The sequence below is a fragment of the Streptomyces sp. JH14 genome (assembly GCF_029428675.1).
GTDB lineage: Bacteria > Actinomycetota > Actinomycetes > Streptomycetales > Streptomycetaceae > Streptomyces.
Map to the genome: position 1 here is coordinate 317,183 of NZ_JAJNEL010000002.1, position 21,006 is coordinate 338,188.

At 69.7% G+C, this 21,006-nt stretch carries 10 protein-coding genes; 7 read left to right on the forward strand and 3 right to left on the reverse strand.

The window, feature by feature from the left end; all coding sequences use genetic code 11:
• The first annotated feature begins 171 nt into the window (after positions 1–171).
• Positions 172–1,293, forward strand: a complete 1,122-nt coding sequence (locus tag LRD69_RS30925) for a hypothetical protein (protein WP_277330148.1) — start codon at positions 172–174, stop codon at positions 1,291–1,293.
• A gap of 178 nt (positions 1,294–1,471) precedes the next feature.
• Positions 1,472–1,933, forward strand: a complete 462-nt coding sequence (locus tag LRD69_RS30930; RefSeq protein ID WP_346771944.1) for an ATP-binding protein — start codon at positions 1,472–1,474, stop codon at positions 1,931–1,933.
• A gap of 122 nt (positions 1,934–2,055) precedes the next feature.
• On the opposite strand, the gene LRD69_RS30935 is transcribed toward LRD69_RS30930, so the two are convergent.
• The gene (locus LRD69_RS30935; RefSeq protein WP_277330149.1) at positions 2,056–4,317 is read right to left on the reverse strand and encodes a hypothetical protein; all 2,262 of its coding nucleotides are present in this window, start codon (positions 4,315–4,317) and stop codon (positions 2,056–2,058) included.
• Positions 4,318–4,674: 357 nt separating this feature from the next.
• Here LRD69_RS30935 and LRD69_RS30940 point away from each other — a divergent pair, with 357 nt between their 5' ends.
• Both LRD69_RS30940 and LRD69_RS30945 read left to right on the forward strand, forming a co-directional pair.
• Positions 4,675–11,571: a DEAD/DEAH box helicase gene (locus LRD69_RS30940; protein WP_277330150.1), complete on the forward strand. Its 6,897-nt coding sequence runs from the start codon at positions 4,675–4,677 to the stop codon at positions 11,569–11,571.
• Positions 11,568–13,826: a UvrD-helicase domain-containing protein gene (locus tag LRD69_RS30945; RefSeq protein ID WP_277330151.1), complete on the forward strand. Its 2,259-nt coding sequence runs from the start codon at positions 11,568–11,570 to the stop codon at positions 13,824–13,826. Before LRD69_RS30940 ends, LRD69_RS30945 begins: the two co-directional genes overlap by 4 nt.
• Before the next feature lie 33 nt (positions 13,827–13,859).
• Here the strand turns inward: LRD69_RS30945 and LRD69_RS30950 are convergent, their stop codons facing one another.
• Together LRD69_RS30950 and LRD69_RS30955 are read right to left on the reverse strand one after the other, a co-directional pair.
• Entirely contained in the window at positions 13,860–14,804 is a 945-nt protein-coding gene (locus LRD69_RS30950; protein ID WP_277330152.1) for a serine/threonine-protein kinase, read from the reverse strand.
• A 1,108-nt stretch (positions 14,805–15,912) separates the two neighbouring features.
• Positions 15,913–16,680, reverse strand: coding sequence for an IclR family transcriptional regulator (locus LRD69_RS30955; RefSeq protein ID WP_277330153.1), 768 nt, complete (start codon positions 16,678–16,680; stop codon positions 15,913–15,915).
• Between the two features lie 280 nt (positions 16,681–16,960).
• Here LRD69_RS30955 and LRD69_RS30960 point away from each other — a divergent pair, with 280 nt between their 5' ends.
• From LRD69_RS30960 to LRD69_RS30970, 3 genes are all read left to right on the forward strand, one after another.
• Complete coding sequence (locus tag LRD69_RS30960) at positions 16,961–17,482, forward strand: hypothetical protein (RefSeq protein ID WP_277330154.1); 522 nt, start codon at positions 16,961–16,963, stop codon at positions 17,480–17,482.
• Positions 17,483–17,699: 217 nt separating this feature from the next.
• Complete coding sequence (locus tag LRD69_RS30965) at positions 17,700–19,040, forward strand: hypothetical protein (protein ID WP_277330155.1); 1,341 nt, start codon at positions 17,700–17,702, stop codon at positions 19,038–19,040.
• Complete coding sequence (locus tag LRD69_RS30970) at positions 19,037–20,932, forward strand: hypothetical protein (protein WP_277330156.1); 1,896 nt, start codon at positions 19,037–19,039, stop codon at positions 20,930–20,932. The genes LRD69_RS30965 and LRD69_RS30970 overlap by 4 nt, the downstream gene beginning before the upstream one ends.
• Positions 20,933–21,006: the final 74 nt, after the last annotated feature.

Consider the following 21,006-nt stretch of genomic DNA (forward strand, 5'->3'; position numbering starts at 1 on the left):
GAAGGTCGAAGCTCTGGCACAAATCGTATGATGACCAGTTAGGGTGCAGGTCAACGTGATATGACATCAGTCGGCCAATGCGCCACTCACTGCGCAGTCGTGTCGGGACATCAGCGAGGCGTCCAAGCCTCGCGACCTGGCTATTCGCAAAACCGCTTGGGGGAACTCGCCATGATCGAAGCTCCGATGGGCGCTGCCGACACGGACGGAGACGACGACGCCGACCGGAAGGCCGTCGAGGAGGAGCAGGCCGAGCTCAAGAAGTTCATCAAGGGTCTGAGCGCGGACGACATCAAGTCGGGCAACTGGTTCACCAAGCTCGCCGCTCATGCCATGAACTCGTACACCGAGAAGGTCGACTGGCAGTACTTTCAGGACCGGTACACAGGTGTGCCCGCGGATGTCATCGTGGACCAGCGGATCAAGATGGCGGCTCGGTACGCCGCGCTCGAAGGCGGCCTCTCCGCCGGGGCCTACACGGCGACCGTCGCCGCCACCATCGGGAGCCTCGGGGGTGCCTCACCAGCAACCGTCCCCGCGGCCGTAGCGACCGTGATGGTCGACGTCGCGTTCCTCACCCAGCTCCAACTTCGCCTGGCCTACGACATCTCCGTGCTCTACCGGGTCCCGCTCGATGTGCACGACCCCGAGGACCTGTGGAAGCTCATCCGGGTGGCGTTGACGATCAAGAGCGGGGAAGCAGCCAACAAGACCGTGGCCAAAGCGGTCCCGGTCATGGTGCGACCGTTGATCAAGCGCTTCTACTCGAAATCGGTGCTCGCCGCCGGGAAGGCGCTCCCCGTCGTCGGGAAGCACCTCCTGCAGCGCAACGTCATCAAGATCGGTATTCCCCTGGTCGGTGTCCCCCTCGCCGTCCTGATGAACCGCTACACCACGCTCCTCGCCGGCAGGCACGCGCAAGCCGTCTTCCGGAACGAGGCGCGGATAATCGAACTCGCCGAGAACCTGAGCAAGCGGAGTCAGCACCCGCAGTTGATGCTGTGGGTCGCATGGCTCGTCATCAGGGCGAACCGCAAGATCGCCGACGATGAGGCGCTGCTAATGCGGCACCTGGTGCGGCTGGTCCGGGAGCGCCATCAGGTCGTCGACGAACAACTCGCGAACCTTGTCGACATCGACCCAGCCGAGGTGTGGCAGCGCATAGACGCCGAGCCGGGCGATCTGAGCGACGTCCTCGACGCGGCCGACCGGGTGGCCGCTGTGGACGGTGACATCAACGCGCGCGAGAAGGCCGTCGTCTCGGAACTTCGGGATCGCTGCTGCCGAGTCTGACGCCGACGAGGATGCGAGGCGGCCGTCCGCCACGGGGACCATTTGGTGCAACCGGAACCGACGGCCTCCGGCGAGCTGACACCACTCACCCGCAGCGGCCCGCCGCCTCATGTACAGCGCGCTTCCGTACAAGCGTCGCTGCTGGTGGCGGGCCCGGCACGGCCACGACGCTGAGCCCATGCACACCCCTCGCATCCCGCTCTCCCCTCCCCCACACCCCACGGACGCCACCGGGTTCGCCATGGCCTTCACCTCCACCCCGCGAGGCGCCCGCCTGGCCCGGCTGTTCGTCTCGCACAGCCTGGACTCCTGGGGGCACCCCTACGACGGTGGCGTCAACGAGACGCTCACCCTGATCACCGCCGAGCTGTGCGCGAACGCCGTACGGCACGGGCGGGTGCGCGGCCGGGACTTCCACGTCCGGCTGGCCGCTGAGCCGGACGGCGGGCGGCTACGCCTGGAGGTCTCCGACACCCGCGCGGAACTCCGGCCCCCCGTCACCGACCCCACGGCCCCCCACGCCGAGTCCGAGTCCGGTCGCGGCCTCCTACTCGTCGCCACCCTGGCCGACGACTGGGGCGTCACCGACCGCCAGCCCGGTCCCGGCAAGACGGTGTGGGCGGTCCTCGACGCCGGTTGAGTGCGAGAACGAGAGGAACCGAACGTACCGGACACGGCCGAACGCGGGCAGTTCACCGAGACCGTCCCGCGATCAGGGAGCCGTTCTGGGACGTCCTCCGTCACGCGGCGAAGCATCGTTCCTCACCGCGTGGCCGGTGGGAGCCAGTCGGCGAAGATCTCCGGAAGGCGGTGCAGGCCCTGGGCCGTCACCGTGACGAGACGCAGGCCGGCGAGGCGGGCCAGTTCGCGCTTGCGTGCGACCTTGGCCGCGTACGCCTCACGTTCCATCAACCCCAGCGCCTCGACGAACGTGCCGTCGGCGAGACGCCAGTCGGCGCGCAGTCCTGTCGTGTTGAGTTCCGGATGGCGCGGGTAGTACGGCTCCTGTTCGTGCATCACGCCCCAGTGGTGCAGGAAGTCGTCCACGTGCCGTTCGAAAAGTGAGCGGCACAGGTGGCCGTCCGTGGCCACCGTAACGGTGCCCATCGACGAGCGGACCCCGTCCTTGAGCAGGTCCGCAAACTGGAGCCACTCCGTCCAGGTGCGGGCCGGGCGCGCCGGACGGGTGCTCAGCAGCGTGGAGCCGGGCCGGGGGACGAGGAAGCGGCAGAGCAGTGCCTCGTCCACGAGGGACGCGTCGGTGAACGGGACGGAGATCCGGTCCAGTTGGGCGAGGGACGGCGGTCCGGAAAACTCGATCTCGGCGAGCCTTCGGACGGCGTACAGGATCGCCTCGGTCCACTCGCCGTCCGCGCCGTTGTCCCGCAGCACTCCGCCCAGCGCGAGTCCGCAGCAGCCGTGGCAGTAGTAGAGGCCCGGGCGGGCCGACTGGGCCGAGCGTCCGCACAGTCGGCACGGCTCTCGGTGTTCGAGGTCGACGGGCGCTCCGAAGAGCGACTCCAGGGCACGCCCGTAGTAGGTGTTGTCGGCTGCGTCGTCGACGAGCGGGGGCAGGACGCCGTCCGCCGATGGCGCCGGGGCCGGCTTGGCGTTGAGCCATCGACGGTGCCGCTCGGGAATCAGGCGCCGTACGGCCTCCGTCACCCGGCTGGATCTGCTGAAGGGGCTGATCTCCGACGCAACGAACGCGGCCCGGAAGTTGTGCCTCTCCACGTCCTCGCGCGGTGCGCCCCGGGTGACGAGCAGCGGGCTGACGCCGTGCCGGCGGAGCAGCACCGTCATCGGCTCGGTGAACGCAGCGGCGTAGACGGTGAGGGTTCCCGAGTCCGGGTCGTACCAGCCGGCTTCGGGCAGCGCGGAGAGCGGCAACCCGTCCTTGGGCAGCCGGATCGACCAGATGCCGTGGCGGACGACGACCGTGGCGTCGGGGAACTCGCCCAGAGTGTCCAGCCGTTCGAGCGCCGCCACGTCCACGCCGTGCGCACGCAGGGCCTCCAGGGCCTCGGCGCGCGTCCGCTCGTCGACGAGGGTGAGCGGGCCGTCCGGGTCGTGGTAGTGGCCGACCTCCACCCCGGTCTCGTCGAGGACGAGGATCCTGGTGTGGTGGAAGACGGACCGTGTGGTGGCGCGCAGCCCCCTGAAACCGTGCGGCCTCGCCCGGAATTCGTCCCAGGTCCGCAGCAGGGGCGCGGCCTCGGCGTCCCGACGCTGACGCGCCCGGTCCCGGTCGGTCTCCCGGCCCCAGGTCCCGTCGGTGGCCCGGTGGTGCAGGGCCGTCCTCATCGCGATGCCCAGCCGTTCCGAGAGCGCGCGACGCAGCGTCTGCTCGACGACGGACGGGGGCGCGGAGTCCGTGCCGGAGGGTTCCTCGGTGACCCCGGCGGCCTGCGTCGGCTGATGCTCCTCCAGGTAGTCGTCCACGAGTGCGCGGACGGTGTCCCGGGCGGGCAGGACGATGCGCAGGGTCCCGATGCCGTAACCGAACGCCTTCTGCTCCGCCCAGGAGAACGGCCGGTCGTGGTCGGGCTCCCACCCTTCGTCGACGTCTTGGCCGTCCTCCTCCTCGTAGAAGTAGCCGTCGTCCTCGAGTGCGTAGAGTTCGATCCAGCCGTGGCAGCCCACGGGCGTCCCGGTCTCGTCGGTGAGCCGGCGGATGCTCTCGCTCGTGACGCGGAGGGCGCTGCTGTACAGGTAACCCATGTGCCGGTCGAGTACGGATCCGCCGTGGTGCGGCGGGGCGGCGACGGAGACGGCGCGGGAGTCGTAGTCGTTGTCCGGCCGCGGGACGAGGCCGACGCGTATGGGTATGACGATGTCGCACTTCGCCCGCGGCGGGGCGGGCACCACGCGGTCCCTCCGCAGTTGGCTGAGGACGAAGGCGCGCAGGGCGGGTACCGAGTCGTCGAAGACCGCGAAGGCCGGGGCGAAATCCTGCGTCGGATCACCGGGAATCATGAGCATGCCCTCGTCGGGCGCGTGCTGGATGGTCTCTTGGCGCGACATGTGGGGATTATGGCAGTGGCATATGCATGACGACGGGAAAGGGGGTGCCGGTGATCGACCGTCCACGCCGCCGTGGGCGCGCCGGGCCTGGTCCCGGCGCCCGACATCGCGAGCAGCCCTCGTACCTCGGGACGAGGCGCGGTCGGGCCTCGGCCGCGCGGGTGCGGCGTCCGGCCGCAACGGTATGCCGCGTTCACGCCTTTGACCCCTATTGGCGAAGGTTCGGGATACGACCAGGTGGGTGTCGTCGTCCGAGGTGGGCGCTATTTTTGACGCTGATCGTCACGGTGCCTTCGCGGGTTGTTACAGCGCCGCGCACCCGGCGGTCCCGGCAACCGTCCTGTCCGAAAGGTCCTCGTGAAGCCCACCCTGGCCGCCGCGCAGCTCCGCGGCAGTCTGACGCAGTACCTCACGACGACGTACGCGCTGGCCGACGAGGACACGCGGCTCGCGCTGGAGCGGTTCCTCGGGGACCCCGAGACGGGCATCTTCCGGGGGCCCTACCTGCGGATCAGGACGCCGTTCCACCCCGCCGACGACGAGTGGCGGTCGGCGCTGGAGTGGCAGCCGTCGTTCACTCCGTGGCGGCACCAGGCGAAGGCGTGGGAGCGGCTGAGCACGTACCGGGGGGCGGCCGAGCCCACGCTCGTGACGACCGGCACAGGGTCCGGCAAGACCGAGTCGTTCCTGATCCCCGTGCTCGACCACTGCCGGCGGCAGAAGGCGCTGGGCCGACGCGGGGTGAAGGCCGTGCTGCTGTACCCGATGAACGCGCTCGCCACCGACCAGGCCGACCGTATCGGCGACTATCTGACGCAGCCGGAACTGGCCCAGGTGACAGCCGGTCTCTACATCGGGGACAAGCCGGACACGGACTTCCGGCGGGTGATGACGCGGCGCGAGGAGATGCGCCAGTCGCCGCCGGACGTGCTGATCACCAACTACAAGATGCTGGACCTGCTGTTGCAGCGGGCCGAGGACCGGCCGCTGTGGGAGGGGGCCGACCCGGCGTACGTGGTGCTGGACGAGTTCCACACCTACGACGGCGCGCAGGGCACCGACGTGGCGATGCTGCTGCGGCGGCTGGCGGCGGCCGTGGGCGCCTCGAAGCCGGAGCGGCCACTCGGGTCGATCTGCCCGGTGGCGACCTCGGCGACCCTCGGCGAGGGCGGGGGCGACACCGGCGGCATCCTCACCGTCGCCGAGCAGGTGTTCGGCGTGCCGTTCGGTCCGGACGCGGTGATCGGCGAGGAGCGGCTGAGCGCCGACGATTTCGTCGGCGACATCGACTACGAGCTGCCCGAGCCGCCCAGCCCCAAGGAGGTCATCGACGTGTCGGGCGGACCGGACGTCGAGTCCGACCCGGACCGCCTCGACCTGGACGGGCTCGCCGAACGGCTGCTGGGGCGGCGCGGCCTGGACGCCTTCCAGATCGGACGGCTGCTGAGGAAACACGACTTCACCCACGGCGTGCTCGCGCTGCTGAACGGCGAGCCGCTCGACGAGTGGGGGCTGCGGGACCGCATGGCCCGCTTCGGGTACGCGTGGGCGCGCACCGCACGGGACAACCCGCGGCTCGCGCTGGAGGCGCTGTCGCGGTTCGTCGCGCTGCTGTCGTCTGCGCGGGATCCCGGGTCCGACGAGCGCAGGCCGCGTCCGTTGCTGCACATCGAGGCGCATCTGTGGGTCCGTCCGGTGAGCCGGGTGCTCGGCGGAGTGGGCGCCCGGCCGGAGTTCCGCTGGTACGAGGACGAGCGCACCGTCGCCCGGCGCTCCGCGCTCACCGCGGCGTCCGCCTCGGAGGACCCGTCCGACAGTGACGAGTGGCCGACGGCGGACTCGCGCCGGCCACAGGCGCTGCCGGGTTCGGACACCGTGCAGCGGCCGGCCCAGGCCCACCTGCCCGCGGTCTACTGCCGCGTGTGCGGCCGCTCGGGCTGGGCGGCGCTGTCCCCGGAGGCCGATCCTCAGAAGCTCGAGACCAGCCCGCAGCGGATCTGGTCGGCGGCCGTCGGGCGGGACAAGCGGCGGCTGCGGTACTTCATCTCGGCTACGGCGGCCGAGGCGCGGGACGCCCTCGCGGCGCTCACCGGCACCGCTCCGAAGCAGGCGGGCGGTGTCGACCCGCAGTCCGTGGTGGTGCTGGACGGGGCGCAGAGCACCTACCGCCTGCCGGTCACCGAGGACGGCGAGGGACTTCAGGACGCCTGGTTCGCTCGGGCGATCCTGGACAAGAAGACCGCCGACCAGGCCGCCAAGGACGACACCTGTCCGGCCTGCAACACGGACAACGGCATCAGGTTCCTCGGCACCGCGCTCGCCGCGCTGGTCTCCGCCACGGTCACCCAGCTGTTCACCGGCGGCCATGAGATCGCGCTGGCGCCGGAGGAGCGCAAGACGCTGCTGTTCAACGACTCCACGCAGGACGCGGCGCACCGCGCCGGGTACGTCGCGAACGCCTCGTACAAGTTCTCGCTGCGCTCGCTGCTGGCGCACCAACTGGACGACGCCGGTACGCCGGTTCCGCTCAACGACCTCATCGGCGACGTCCTGGACACCGTGGACGACCCGCAGACGCTGGCCGCGGTCGTCCCGCCGGACCTGCACGACGAACCAGGCGTGGACCGGCTCCTGTCGGGACGCGGCACCGGGGACGCGCGGACCTGGAAGCTCATCGGGGAACGGCTCGCTTTCGCGACCGTGATGGAGTTCGGGCTGCGGTCGCGGCTCGGGCGCACCCTGGAGCTGACCCGGACCACGGCCGCGGAGGTGGTGGTCGCCGACCCTGACCAGATCGTCGCGCTCGCCCGCGACCTCCACCTCGCGCTGCCGGGGCAACTGGGGCTGGACGGCGGCCTGCCCACGCCCGACCGGTACCTGGCGTACGTGCGGGGGCTGCTGGAGCGGATGCGGCTGCGCGGCAGCGTGCGGCACCGATGGCTGGACAACTGGATCAAGGAAGCAGGCGTCAACCAGTACCTCATCTCCGGGCAGCGGCCGGAGGGGATGCCCGCCTTCCCTGAGGGGTACGTGGCGCCTCCCAGGTTCCTGCTCGACGGCCCCAAGGAGAAGACGAAGTTCGACACGATCACCGGTCGTGGCAACTGGTACCAGGACTGGACGCGGCGCTGCCTCGGCCTGGACGTGGCGCAGGCGACCGAGTACCTGCGCAGGCTGCTGCCCGTCCTCGCGGACGAGGGCGTGCTGTCGGCGCGCGCCGCCAAGGACCGCACGACCCGCGTCTACGGGCTGCAGCCGGGCCACATCCACGTGCGACTCCTGGCGGACGACCTGGTCAACAAGGCGTTCGTGTCCTGCGAGGAGTGCGGCTGGCAGCAGGTGGTGCCGCCCGAGCGGCGCACCCGCTGGTACGGGCACCCCTGCCCCCGCTGGCGCTGTACCGGCCTCCTCACCCCTCCCCAGTACGGCATGTCGTCGACCGGGGCGGGCAGCGGCGGCTTCGGCGGGAAGCTGGAGCGTGACTACCGGGCCGACTACTACCGCCGCCTTTACCTGACCGGCGGCACCTACCGGGTCGTCACGGCCGAGCACACGGGCATGCTGACCCGGCCCGAACGGGAGCGCGTGGAGCGGACGTTCCGGCAGGGCACCCACTACACCGACCCCAACGTGCTCTCCTGCACGCCCACCCTGGAACTGGGCATCGACATCGGCGACCTGTCGGCAGTGCTGCTCGGTTCGCTGCCGGGGGGCCCGGCGAACTACGTGCAGCGTGCCGGGCGCGCCGGACGCAGGACCGGCAACGCCCTGGTGGTCGCCTTCGGCGGGCGCCGGGCCCGCGACCGGTACTACCTGGACGACCCGACCGAGATGATCGCCGGTGACATCGTGCCGCCGGGCTGCTACCTGTCGGCCGTCGAGATCCTGCGCCGCCAGTACACGGCTCACTTGCTGGACAGGGCGGCGCGCGGCGAGCTGACAACGGCGGACGGCGAACCGCTCATGCCGGTGCCGCGCCTGTCGTCGGCACTGTTCGGCACGACCGGCTGGTGCCAGGACCTGTCGGACGCAGCGCTCACCCACGGGGCGCGGCTGGTGGAGGAGTTCCTGGCGCTGTTCCCGCAGGCGCCCGGCGGCCCGGACGACGACCGGGGGGTGTCCGCGCACGCGGGGGACGAACTGCGTGCCTACGCCACCGGCGGCATCGCGCGCGCCCTGCAGGAGGCCGAGGAGGAGTGGACGGTGCGCCGTGAGGAGCTGCGCCGCCGCATCGCCGCCATCGACGCCGCTGTGGACGGGCTGCTCGCCGAGGACCGTGAACAGGGCGCCGAGCGGCGCGAGTTGCTCGCTGAGCGGCGTGCCACAGGTGAGCTGCTGCGCGAGCTGAGCCAGACCAGCGCGCACGGCACTCTCGTCGAACTGGGTCTGCTGCCCAACTACAGCCTCACCGACACGACGACGTCGCTGGAGGCCACGCTCTACTGGAAGGAGGCCGCCAGGGACGACGAGGGCCCCGAAGCCCCGGAGGCCGACGACGAGCGCCGGGAGTGGGTGTACCGCAGTGAGATGCGCGACTACGAGCGCTCCCGCAAGCTGGCCCTGACCGAACTCGCGCCCGGCAACAGCTTCTACGTCAACGGCTACCGGCACGTCGTGCGCGCCCTCGACATCGGCAGCCCGGAGCGGCGTGCCTGGGCGGTGTGGCGTCTGTGCCCGGCCTGCGGGTACGCGCGCACGCACGGCGATCCGAAGAACGACACCTCGCCGTGCCCTCGGTGCGGTTCCCGGGAGATCGCCGACGCGGGATGTGTGCACCACGTGCTGGAGCCCCGGCGGGTGATGTCCCGGGACAAGCGGGATGACGCCCGGGTGCGGGACGACCGTGACGAGCGGGACCGGAGGCGATACGCGGTCCTCACCACGGTCGACATCGACCCGGCGCACCTGGCGACCGGATCGTGGCGGCACGACACCGCGGTCTTCGGCGCCGACTTCACGCGCAGGGCCGTCGTCCGCACCCTGAACCTGGGGGTCGACCGGCAGGACGGCAGCAGCACGGTTCCGCTGGCCGGTGACGACGTGCGCCTGAACCCGTTCTACGTGTGCACCAGTTGTGGTGGGGCGACGGCCGACGGGCGGCCGGTCGTCGACCAGTCGCAGCACGCGCTCACCGCCTCGCTCGCTCGGTCCACCCGCGCGAGCGCCCACCACCAGCTGTGGTGCCCGCGCCGACGGCTGCGCGGCAGCGGCGAGGAGCAGGGCGCCGGTACGGACGTACCGCTGCTGCTGGCGCACGAGCTGTCGACGGAGGCCGTCCGCATCCTGCTTCCGGCGTCCGTCGCGCGGGCCAAGGAGCGGCTCGCCTCGTTCACCGCCGCGCTGTTCGTGGGCATAGCGGCCCGCTACGGAGGCGACCCCGACCACATCGACATCACCGCCGCGTCCATGCCGGACGGCGAGGACCGTGACTGGCCGCGCCGGTTCCTCGTGGTGTACGACCGGCTGCCCGGCGGCACCGGGTACCTGCACCGCCTGGCGACCTCCGACGGCTTCCGCGAGGTCCTGCTGAAGGCCCGCGAGGTGATCGAGGGCTGCGGCTGTCTGGAGAAGGGGCTCGACGGCTGTCACCGCTGCCTGCTGCGCCGCGTCCCCCCGGCCGACTACGACAAGGTCAGCCGCAACGAGGTCCGGCAGATGCTGGACGAGCTGCTCGGTGCGGACGGTGAGCGCTGGCGCACCTCGCCCGTCGCCACCACCCAGCACATCCCGATGCACCGGCAGGCCGAGAGCGATCTCGAAGTCCTGTTCATCGACACGCTGCGGGAGTGGGCCGCACTCCCGGAGAGTCGTGCGAGCGGCGACGCCTACATAACGCCGGCCGGCACCCACGCGCTGGACCTGCGGCTGACCGCGGCCGACGGCACCACGCTGAGCTGGCGGGTGTCGCAGCAGCGCGTCCTCGACGGTACCCGCCCCGACGTCCTCTTCGAACGGGTCGACGCGCCCGGCCCACGCGTGGCGCTCTACCTGGACGGCTACGAGTTCCACGCCGGCCGGGAGCACAACCGGGTCGGCGACGACGCGGACAAGCGCACACGACTGCGCGCGGAGGGGCTCAGGGTCTTCCAGCTCACCTACGGCGACGTGAGGGAATGGCAGCGCCGTGTCCGGGACACCGGTTACGCAGGCGTCGGCCCGGCCGACCCGGTGTGGGAACCGTACGAAGACAAGGCTCGCGGCAAGGCCCGCGACTACTACGCCAAGGTGTGGGGCGCCCTGCCTGGTGAGCTTGCGGAGACGGTGTGGGTCAACCCGGCCGTCCAGCTCGTGGAGTATCTGCGCCAGCCGGACGCCAAGCGCTGGCAGTGGCGGGCGGAGGCCGCCCTGGCGGGCTTCATGGGCGCCGGGGCCCGCCCCGTCGCGCTGCGGCCGGACGTGCTCGGCGAGCAGATCACGGCGGCGCTGCGCGGCACGACACCCGCAGGGCCGCCCGGCCTGGTGCAGCTGTTCACGGTCACAGACCGGTCGGGGCTGCCGCTGGTCCTCGCCGCTGACGGCCGTGCGAAGCCCCCCGCGTGGACCGGCATCGTCCTCCTCGACGACGCGCCCGGCGTGCACGCCCGGGAGGAGGCGCACAAGCGCCGCTGGCGGGCCTGGCTGTACTGGTCCAACCTGCTCCAGTTCCTGGACACCGGCGGCGGCGACGCCGTCCAGCTGACGACCGGCCGTCTCGACGGGTTCCCCGTGGAGACGCTGGCGGTCACGGGCGGGAGCGGCGTCCTGGACAGTGTCCGCGCCACGCTCGCCCCCGTCGCGACCACCGACGCCACTCCCGCGCCGGCCGAGACCGTCGCGCCCCTGCCGCATGCTCCGGCGGAGACGCCTGCCGCGGGCGCCCGTGACGCGGCATGGGACCGGGTCGTCGAATACCTCGACCCGGACGAGCCCGGTCTGCTCGCGCTCGCCGAGGCCCTCGCCGTGCGCGGTGTCGCGGCCCCCGAGGACGGTTACGAGCTGGATGAGAACGGCTGGCTTGCCGAGCTGGCGTGGCCCGCCGCACGCGTCGGCATCGTCCTCGCCCCGCGCCCGCCGGAGGGAGAGGACGCGGATCCGGAGGCCATCGACCGGGACCGCGCGTTCGCCGCGGCCGGCTGGGAGGTGCGGCCCGCCGCCGGCTGGACCGCAGACGACATCACGAACCGCCTCGACGGCGCACAACCATCCGGCGACCGGAAAGGTCGTAATCAGCCGGACGGCACCACCACGGAAGACGGGGAGAACGAACAGCCGTGACCGGCAAGAACGTGACACTGCGCCTGCTCGACAAGGCGGACCGGGAGATCCTCAAACTCCCCCGCCCGGTCAAGGGAGCGATCTACGACTTCCAGCACAAGTTCAAGACCAACCCCGACTCCGCGGGCCTGCGCCTCAAGCAGTTGCAGGGGCACGACAAGCTGCACTCGGCGCGCGTCAACGACGAGTACCGCGCGCTGCTGCTGCGGCTGGCCGACGACGACTGGCTGATCGTTTCGGTCAAGCACCGCAAGGATGTGTACGCGCACCTGGACCGGCTCACGTACTCGGTCAACCGCGTCACCGGCGGCATCGAGTATGTGGACCTGCAGGTCGTACAGGAGGAAGTGCTCAGTCCCCCGGCCCCGCGGACCACCGAACCCGTCGTACCTGCCGCGCCCGCCGAGCTGGCCGCTCCGCGGCCGCTGTTCGCGAAGTGGTCGGAAGAGCAGCTCACCGATCTGGGTGTGGCCCCGTCCCTCGTTCCGGTCGTCGCCGCGCTGACCACCGAGGACCAGCTCCTCGGCCTCGTCGAGTACGCGCCGCAGCTCACCGGCGAGGTGCTGCTGGCGCTGTACGACGGCAAAGAGTACGACGACGTCCTGGAGCAGGTCACCGCCCCCGTCGCGGCACCGGAACCCGTGGACCCCGAGGACTTCAGGGCCGCCGCCGAACGTCCCGCCACCATCGTCACCACGACCGACGACGCGCTGCGGGAGGCCCTGGAGGGCGAGGACTTCGGGCGCTGGAAGGTCTTCCTGCACCCCACCCAGGCCAAGCTCGTCTCGCGGGACTACGGCGGTCCGGCCCGCGTCGGCGGCGGGCCCGGCACCGGCAAGACGATCGTGGCACTGCACAGGGTCAAGTACCTGGTCGAGCGGCTCCCGGCCGGCCGGAACAAGCCGGTCCTGCTGACCACGTACAACAAGAACCTCGCGGCGGACCTGCGTTCACGGCTGCTCGCCCTGGGCGGCGAAGCGCTGCTGTCGCGTGTCGAGATCAGCCACGTCGACCAACTCGCGCTGCGAACCGTCCGGGAGGCGGAGCCCGGCAACCGCAAGCGGATCATCGACGAGGCGCAGGCGGTCCGCGAATGGCGCTCGCTCCTGGACGAGCTCGGCGAGGACGGCTGGGACGCGGAGTTCCTGCACGACGAGTGGACGCAGGTCATCCTCGGCCAGGCGGTGACCTCCCGCACGGACTACTTCCGTGCCCGCCGCGCCGGACGCGGACGCACGGTCACCCGCGCCGAGCGCGCCGAGATCTGGCAGCTCGCCGAGCGGTTCACCCAGCGCCTGGACAGGCTCGGAGTCCAGACGTGGGACCAGATCGCGGAGCGGGCAGCGCAGTTGGAGGTCGCGCGCGCCCGGCGCATCCAGGACATTGACCGCCGGCGGGAGGAGGCGGGCGGCCTCGACAACATCCACGTGGCCGACGGTTCGGGGGGCTGGCTGCGGTACCGGTACCGTCACATCGTGGTCGACGAGGCCCAGGACCTGCGGCCCGCGCACTGGAAGATGCTGCGCGCCATGACCGCCCCGGACCGCAACGACCTGTTCCTGGTCGGTGACACTCACCAGCGCATCTACAAGAACCAGGTGACCCTCGGCAGCCTCGGCATCAACATCCGCGGCCGGTCGTCGAAGTTGTCTCTGAGCTACCGCACCACCCGGCAGATCCTGCGCTCCGCACTGAACGTGCTCGGCGAGGAGAAGTACGACGACCTCGACGGCAGCGCCGAGACACTGGCCGGATACCGTTCCGTGCTCAGCGGTGGCGTACCGGACCTGCACCGGCTGGGCGACTGGCAGGACGAGCGCGAGGCGATCGCCACGCTGATCGAGTCCTGGGGACAGGTGCCGCACGAGCAGATCGCCATCGCCGTGCCGACCAACGACATGGCGCGCGAGGTCGCGTACACGTTGAGGGAGCATGGCATCCTGGCGCTGGAGATCGGCCCGGACGGACCCCGCGGCGACAGCGGCGTCCACATCGGCACGATGTTCCGGTTCAAGGGTCTGGAATACCAGCGCATGATCATCGCCGGGGTGACCGACGGGCTCGTGCCGCGCGCGGACGTACAGCGGCGCCGCACCACGGACCCAGCACGTCACCGGACGGAGATGCAGCGCGCCCGGTCCTTGCTCTTCGTGGCGGCCACGCGCGCCCGGGACAGCCTGGACGTTTTCTGGCACGGGGAGCCGAGCCCGTTCCTCAAGGAACTGATAGAGGTCCGGCCGCCGGCCGCGGCATGACCCACACCGGGGCCGTGCCGCGGTTCGCCTCAGCTACCGCGGCGCGACCGGCCCCTGCGGCACAAGGAACGGCCGCCGGGGATCCTCCGGCAGCATCCTGCGGGTGGCGAACGCCGGGTCGGGTGCCGGCAGGTACGGTACGAGAGCCGCGTACACGTCACCCGCACCGCGGGGACGGTCCTCGGGACGCTTGGCGAGCAGTGCGTGCGACAGGTCCTGGAGCGCGGCCGGGGCGTCGACACCGCGGTCGGCCAACCGGGGCGGGATCGCGGTGAGGTGCTGGGTCACCAGCTCGGCGGGACCCCGACCGCGGAAGGGAGGGTGGCCGGTGAGCATGTGGTGCAGCAGGCACCCCACCGCGTACAGGTCACTGCGACCGTCCAACGGCCCTTCCCCGGCTAGGAGTTCGGGCGAGGCGTAGGTGATGTTGCCGAGCGTTTCGCCGGTCATTGTGAGCTGTGGGTCGGTGTCCGAGAGAACCTTCACGAGACCGAAGTCGAGGATCTTGACCAGGCCGCTGGTGCGGACCATGACGTTCTGGGGCTTGAGGTCGCGGTGGACGAGGCCGGCCGCGTGCGCGGCGGACAGCCCCGAGCACAGTTGCGCGGCCACGGAGACCGCGGCGGACACGGACAGGCGCCCGTCGTCGGCGCCGTCGACGACGTTGTCGAGGGTCGTCCCGTCGACGAGCTGCATCACCAGGCAGCAGACGTCCTCGGTGACGGCCGCGTCGTACACGGTGGTGATGTTGGCGTGGTCCAGACGAGCGGCGGCCTTGGCCTCCCTCTCGAAGCGCGCCAGGGCGGTACGGCGCCAGTCGGGCAGAGCCAGAAGATCCGCGGCGACGGTCTTGACCGCGACAGGACGCTCCAGATACACGTCCGTCCCCTGCCAGACGTGCCCCATCGCCCCTCTGCCCAGAATCCGGTCCAGCCGGTACCTGCTGCGCAGAACCTTGCCTGCGGCGAACTGCTCCACGTTCTCTTCCTTCGATGAGCCCCAGCGGTATGTCAGTGCACGGACTGCCTGGCCGGAGACCCGCCGTCGACAGCCCGGACGGAACAAGTCAACCAGCCTCGTGCGCACGCCGGAAAACCCTCAAGGACCACGGAATCCCGCACGGACCCCACGAACGTGACGCCAGGGAGCCCAAGCCGAGGCGGCAGGCTGTCCGCTACCGGATGCTCTGCAAGAGCTGCCCTGTGGCAGTGACGGTCCAGAACGACTATCCGTTGCGATTCGGATTGACGTGCGGTTTGAGGGCCCGCACCACGGCTAGTGCCGCCCCGCTGGGGGTCTCGTACTCGCCGCGGCCAGGGCCGGAGGGAATCGTCACGGTGCGGGACGAAGGGGAACGGAATCGGGGCGCTCATTGGGAGAGCAGTGTATGAGCAGGACTGGGTTATCGGCGACTGCCCGGTTCAGGCTGCCTCCCCCAGTCGGAACCATCTCGTTGCTGATGCGCATGCCGGAGCCCGCAAGCCGACCAAGTTCGCCAGTTCATCTCCGCGATGAGACCCTCGTCGACGCGGGGCAGAACTGGCCGGTTAAGCGGCCACATGTCAGGATCGGCACGTGCCTGAGTTCCTGAACGCCACCAAGAGCCGGGGGCGCCCTACCGTGCCGACTCCCAGGATGCGTCGGGTGGTGTTTGTCGCGGTGATGAGCTCGGAGCGGACACTCGCCCTGATACCTGACAAATCTCCTGGATGGCCGGCCCGATGGATGCTTCCTTCAGGATCAGCCCGGGCTGGGGAGCCCTACCGTGATGCGGCGATGCGAGTAATCCGCGACGTGGTCGGTACGATGCCGACGCGCGGGGGCACCGTTGAGGGGTGCCGTTGGGCCCAAGTTCCTGTGCCCGTCGACCAGAGCCGTCGAGAGGCGCACGTGTTCATCTTTCGCCTCATGGTGGCTGGCAGCCCTCCGAAGAGCCTGCCTGGGAGGGGGCCAGTGCGCTGGGCGGGGCCGCACCAGTGGCCGGAGTTGTGCGCTCGCTGTGATCTGCCCGATGTGGATGTGCTGTTGACGGGTTACCTGGAAGGGTGGATCCCAGACGGGCGGATCACGTTGGGACCTTGATCGCTCACGTTGCCCTGACGATTGCGGTGGCGGTCTCTTGCAGGGCTACGGCGACTGCGGACATATCCTGTTCTCGCAGACGTACGGCAGGTGCATGCACGGAGATCGCGGCGAGTGGCTCCCCGATGCGGTTCCGGACGGCCACCCCTACACCGTGCAAGTCATGTGCGCTTTCTTCCAGGTCTGCCGCCCATCCCCGGACTCTGATTTCCTCCAGCTCCACCTCAAGCAGCGGCCATTCGGTGATGCTTGCTGCCGCCGTTGCGGCGAGTGTGGCTGGGAGAGCTGCACGTACTTGTGCCGGGTCGCGGAGCGCAAGAAGGGCCTTGCCCGCCGCTGTGACATGCGCGGGAAGAGACTGGCCGAGCGGAACGCTGACGCGCAGGACCTGCCGGCACTCGACTCCGTCGAGCAGCCGGACGACAGCGGCGTCCAAGCTATACAGGCATACCGTCTCCTGCAGCTTCTCGGACAGTTCTTCAAGGGGTCTGCGGGCCTGCCTCCGGACGTCCAGTTGGGCGATGGCGTCCAGTCCCATGCGTACGAGCTGCGGCCCCAGTGAGTATCCGCGCTGCCCCCGATCGTGGCGCAGGAAACCCATGTGCGTCAGGGTGACCAGGATGCGGTGCACGGTGGAACGGGACATGCCGAGTTCCCGGGCAGTCTCCATGACACCGATCGTTCCCCGGTCATGAGCCAGGACAAGAACATCCAGAGCCTTTGTCACCGACGCCAAGGCCTCGGTCGCCGACAGATGATTGGCATCCACCATGAAGGAACCGTAGCGCCGACAAGCTCCCATGGACCGGGAGCTTCGACAGAATCCACACCGCCAGATTTCTGCGGTGCCACGCCTCACGGATCCAGCAGGGCTTCGCAGGATTCCGACGAGTCACTTCTTCGCCAAGGCAGGTCGATTTTTGCGATAACTCCAACTGGACTTAACCCACTTGAGTGCGCTACTGACCGTTTGGCGTCACCTCACAGGAACTGTGGGCGTGCCACAGTGTGCCGTCCCTACACTGGCAGCGGCCTTCCTTGAGGAGTTCACCATGGCGGGATACCGGACAGGCGCGCCTGCGTCGAGCAAAGGTGTCTATGTCGGCCTGGCCCGGCATGCCGTGGAGGAACTGATCACTTCACTGCGCGGCGAGTTGGCCACGCTAGAGGCGGTCCTCGCGATGATGTGCCAGGAAGCCGAATCCGCCGATGTTCACGAAGAGCGGTCGGCCACCGAGGAGGACACGGCAACCGCCCAGCCCTCCGGGGAGGTACCGTCCGAAGATTCTGTCGCCGACGAGGATCCGTCGACAGAAGAGGCGCGTCCGAGCTCTGGTACCCAGACCCTGGGGCCGCCGCGCAACGGAAGCATGCGTGATGCGATCCTCACGCTCCTGTGCGCCACCCAAGAGGCGATGTCGATCACCGAAATCGCGGCGGCCGTGCGCCCCGGAGCGGATGCGACGGTCCGCTCATCCGTAGGGAAAACCCTCAACCGTATGAAGCAACTTAGTGAGGTGGAAAACGTAGCGCCAGGGATGTTCCGGGCTGTGCTGTCATCCCGAGTTGCTTGATCCACCCGAGTACGACCCCAACCCAATAAGCAGGCCTCCCTCGATTATCGGTCGAGGGAGGCCGCCCAAACGCACGAACGGACGCTTCTCCTACCAGGGTTCCGGTCCGTCGTGCACGTTCACTCTAGCGCCGCCGACGGTGGCGCTAGAGAGAATCTGCGCCGTCATGCGATGGACCGTGCACGACTGACCTCAAACAGCCAATTGAGGATCAGTCATGGACACATTGAGTCGCATTCGATCCGGGCCAGAGCGCCAGGCCCAGAGCGCGCTCCAGCCGGCAAACCGTCAGGACATCGGGCCAGCCAGCTCCCGCCAGCAGATCGCCGATGGTCTGCCTGCCGACGTCGCTCTGGGCAGCCAATGCGCGCAGCGAGAGTTCCGGTCGCTCATCCAGGGCGGCGGCGAGGCGGCGGGCAATCGCCTGGACCACCGCGGCTGCGGGCTCCCCGACGATCCGTGCATCCGGCCACTTATCCGGATTGACGGCGTAATCCCGTGGCGGCGCCGTGCGCGCTCGGCCTCCGGTCATAAAGATGCGCTCCTTCAGATCGTGATCGACACTGACAGTGGTGGCCGGTTAACCGGCCACATGTCATGGGCCTTGCGCCTGGAGGTCGATGTGTCGAATCGTCTGCTGGCGTACTCGCCGAAACCGGAGACAGTGCCGCCGGCCCAGTGGCGCCGCATCGCGCCGGTCGTCCGCTCGCTGGGGTTCCTGGCCGTTGCGGCCGGCCCCTACGGCCCGGATGTGATCATGACACCGCTCGCGCGGCTGGTCGCCTGGGCCGAGGCCCAAGGCCTCCCGCTGGAACCCTCGGTGGTCCTTGACCGGAGCACCGTCGAACGGTTCATCCTCGTCGGCTGCCGCAACATGGCCGCCAACAGCCGACGGACCTGCAGCAGCCAGCTGCGCCGGGCTTCCGAAGCGCTTCTGCTGGATCAGCTCGGACAGCATCCGCAGATCCGGCTGAAGGCGTCCGCGGCTCCGGTGACTCCCTACCCGCGGGCGGAAGTCGCCCACTGGCTGATCTGGGCACAGAGCCTGCCCACCGCGGCCCAGCGGCGTAATGCCTGTCTGCTCTTCTGCCTCGGTATCGGGTGCGGCCTCTCCGTCGAGGACCTTGTGTACGTTCAGGGGCGGGACATCCACGCGGGCCCCACCGGGCGGGCGCTGGTCAAGGTTCACGGGCGCCGGCCCCGCACCGTCGTGTGCCGTTACGCCTACGAGGAACTGCTCCTGGCGGAGGCTGCAGACATCCCGGCAGAGGCGTACGTGTTCCGGCCAGACTGGCAGAACCGCACCAGTAAGCACATCGCATCGGACTGGCTCGCCAAGTACCCGCGGATCATCGGCCGTTGCGACGGTGCGGTATTGCAGACCCAGCGGCTGCGCACGACCTGGATCGTCGATCTGCTGAATGCGGGCATTCCGCTGAAGGTGATTCTCAAAGCGTCGGGGCTTGAGACGCTGCACAGCCTCTCGCGCTACCTCGTCTTCCTCCACGACGTACCCGAAACAGAGGCATCCGATCTGTTGCGGGGAGCGGCGGCATGAGCAGGAAGAACCCGGAGAACAAACCCTGCCGGCGCACCGGCCTCGCCCTACGCCCAGCACCGCAAGCCCCCGGCCGTACCCTCAACGATCGCGAGGTGAACAAGGTCTTCGATCTTGTGCGGCAGAGCGGCGCACTGGAGCGCCTCCCCGCGGACGGCCGCAAGCCGGGACCCAAGGGCATGCCCTTCCGCACCGTACTGATCGGCCTGATCCTGTCGCAGTACACGGGCAAGAGCGCAAACATCGACGACGCCTGGGAGACACTTTTCTTTGCGCTGTCTCCCGGGGCCAAAGCCCTGCTCGACGTTCCCGACATCGACCTGAACATCCCTGAGGGCGCCACCGACGAAGAGATCGACGACATCGCGCACAAGCAGTACGCGATGTCGAAGCGGGTCTACCGGTCCTGGACGTCGATGACCAAGCGCCTCGACCCGGCGCCGCACGACCGCCGCAAACGGCTGACACTCGGCGAGGCCAAGAAGATCCGGCGCAGGTGGAATGCCTCCGCAAACGCAGACACCGTGCGCAACCTGGAAGCCATCGCCCAGGACCTGATTCTCGCCCCGGTCATGACCTCCTACCAGCGCGGCGACTTCGCCCGCTGGCACGGACACATCGCGGTCGACGACACTCCGGTTCCGGTCTGGGGCAAAGAGCCGGACTACCGCAAGGACCGGGCCTCGCTGGAGATCACCGCCGGGATGTACGTGAAGGGAGGAACGCCGAAGCGGCCGGCGCGTCCCGCCGGAGCCGGGGCCCCCACGAACACCGGCACCCGACGCGGCACAGCGAACAAGCCAGCGACTCGGAGTGAACCGACACGGAAGACAACCAAGGCACCGGAGAAGAAGGAGTTCCGCTACGCCATGATGGCCGCGTTCCCCGGCCACGGCCACGGCGACCTCGCCGGCGCCTACCCTGCGGTCTGTCTCGGCATGATCCTCCACACCCCGGGCACCGAACCGGGGCCTGCCGCCCTCCGCGCCATCCAACCGGCCTTTGAACGAGGCATGGTCAAAGACCTCTTCTGCGCCGACCGGGGCATCTCCCAGGCCAAGCCCCACAACCTGCATCTGCAGCTGCTCAAACTCGGCCTCAGCGCGGTGAAGCACTACAACGACGACAAGGTCGACCGGCAAGGACAGTTCCGAGGCATGCAGCTGGTCGGCGGCGAGTTCTACTGCCCGATGATGCCCACCCCGCTCGTCACCGCAGGCACCACTTACATCAACAGCCGCACGGACGAGGACCGCGCCCACGCAATCAACTTGATCCAGTCCAGAAAGGACTTCCAGACCAAGGTCAAGGAGTACGGCCCCGCAGGTGACCAGCGTCGCCAGTGCCCGGCCCTCGGACCACACGCCACGGTCACCTGCTACCGCCGTCCCCAACCGCGACCGTCCACCATCGTCGACCTCGACGCCCCCACTGTCCGCACCCCAGCTGCCCTGCCCACCATCCCCAAGCCCAAGCGGGACACCAGCACCTACCCCGACATCTGCACCGGGAAGAGCATCACTGTCCCAGGCACCGTGTTGGCCAAGTGGCGGCAGAAATACGCCCTGTTCACCCCTCTGTGGCAAGAGGCCTGGTCCGGGCTGCGCAGCCAGAACGAGGGCGGCAACGGCAACCTCAAGAAGTCCGCCCTCGACAGCATCGACAACCCCCAGTTTCGCCTGCCCCACGGCCGCGTCGCGCAGACACTGCTTAACGCCGTGATCATCTTCGTGGCGAATCTCAGAGCCATCGAACGGTTCCGCCGCGACCAAGGCATCCAGCCGCGCCGAATCAGCACGCCGCGTACCGCACCCCAAAGCGGCCAGCCCGCCGACCCAACCCGGCCGGAACCGCTTCCGGCCGGGCAGGCCAAGCCTCCGCCACGTGAGTGACGCACCCCCGCCCCACCCCACCCCCTGAAAACCCCACATGCCTGCGCCACGGCCACCAGCCGTCGCGCAGGCAT